This window comes from Gordonibacter pamelaeae 7-10-1-b (genome assembly GCF_000210055.1).
Lineage (GTDB): Bacteria > Actinomycetota > Coriobacteriia > Coriobacteriales > Eggerthellaceae > Gordonibacter > Gordonibacter pamelaeae.
In genome coordinates, this window is record NC_021021.1 from 2650384 (window position 1) to 2651604 (window position 1221).

Below are 1221 nucleotides of genomic sequence, written 5' to 3' on the forward strand. Positions count from 1 at the left end.
CCGCCGCGGAATCGCCTTCGGCCGCGCCGGCATCGACCTTGCCGTTCGCGGCCTTCGGTGCGGCGGCGTAGGCGGCGCGCAGCTCGTCGACCTCCTCGCGCACCTTCTCCCACACATCGTCGAGCGAATCCCACTCGAAGCCGGCGGACGCGGCCTTGCGCGACACCTTCTGCGCCTGCATGAGCGCGGGGAAGCTCGTGGGCACGCCGTCGAGCAGGCCCTCGCGTTGTGCGGCCTGGCCGGCTACGCCGGCGCCTGCCGCCGCATCGGAGCCCGAAGCCCCGGCGCTCGGCACGATGCCTGCCGCATTCTGGGAGGAGCGCTCGGCCAGCTTCACCTGGTCCCACAGGTCCAGCACCTCGGAGGCGTTGTCCGCGCGCGCCTCGCCGAACACGTGCGGATGGCGGCGGATCATCTTCGCGTTCACGTCCGCGCACACGTCGTCGATATCGAACGCGCCCGCATCGGCCGCTATCTGGCTTTGCAGCACCACCTGCAGCAGCACGTCGCCCAGCTCCTCGCGCAGGTGCGCCGTGTCGCCGGACTCGATGGCGTCCACCGCCTCGTAGGCCTCCTCGATCATGTTATGCGCGATGCTCCGATGCGTCTGCGCGCGGTCCCATGGGCACCCGTCCGGAGCGCGCAGTGCGGCGATGGTGGCCACGAAATCGTCGAAGCACGGGTGGTCGATGGGCGCGATGGGCGCGGGCGCAAGTTCGGGCTCGGTGGTCATGGACGCTTCCTTTCAGCCGATGGTCTGCAAGCAGTATACCCCTCGTCAACGCACGCGGCGTCGAATGCGCTACACTCCACGGTGCAGGCGCTTTGGCAGCCCGTGGCAGCGAGCCCGCGGCGGGTGGAGCCTCGGCTGGCGGGTCGCTCGCAACATGCGCGGCCACCCCTCCCTGAAGCGTAACCTGCTCGCAAGTGTCAAAAAACGGCCGCTTTGGCAAACGGAGACTGCGGCGATCGTCTCCATGGGAACACGTGACCTGCGGTTTCTGCAACGCTATGGGCGAAACACCGGTCGACAGGCGCCGCTTCGCTTGCCAAAGCGACCGTTTTTTGACACTTGAGGCGGATCAGCGCGACATTGACGCGCCGAACCTGCGGAAGCGGGAGCGAGCGACGCCGAACGGCAGGCAGCTTGCGGCTTGCGAGAGCCGGCGGCCGGGGCGGCGGGAGGCGGAGGCCGGATGACGAGAGGCGACGGCCGGAGGG

1 protein-coding gene is annotated in these 1221 nt (G+C 69.3%); it reads right to left on the reverse strand.

Going from position 1 to position 1221, the window contains the following annotated elements; genetic code table 11:
* A partial coding sequence (gene mazG, locus GPA_RS12285; RefSeq protein WP_083809125.1) for a nucleoside triphosphate pyrophosphohydrolase occupies window positions 1–733 on the reverse strand: 733 nt, incomplete at its 3' end.
* Between the last annotated feature and the right edge of the window lie 488 nt (window positions 734–1221).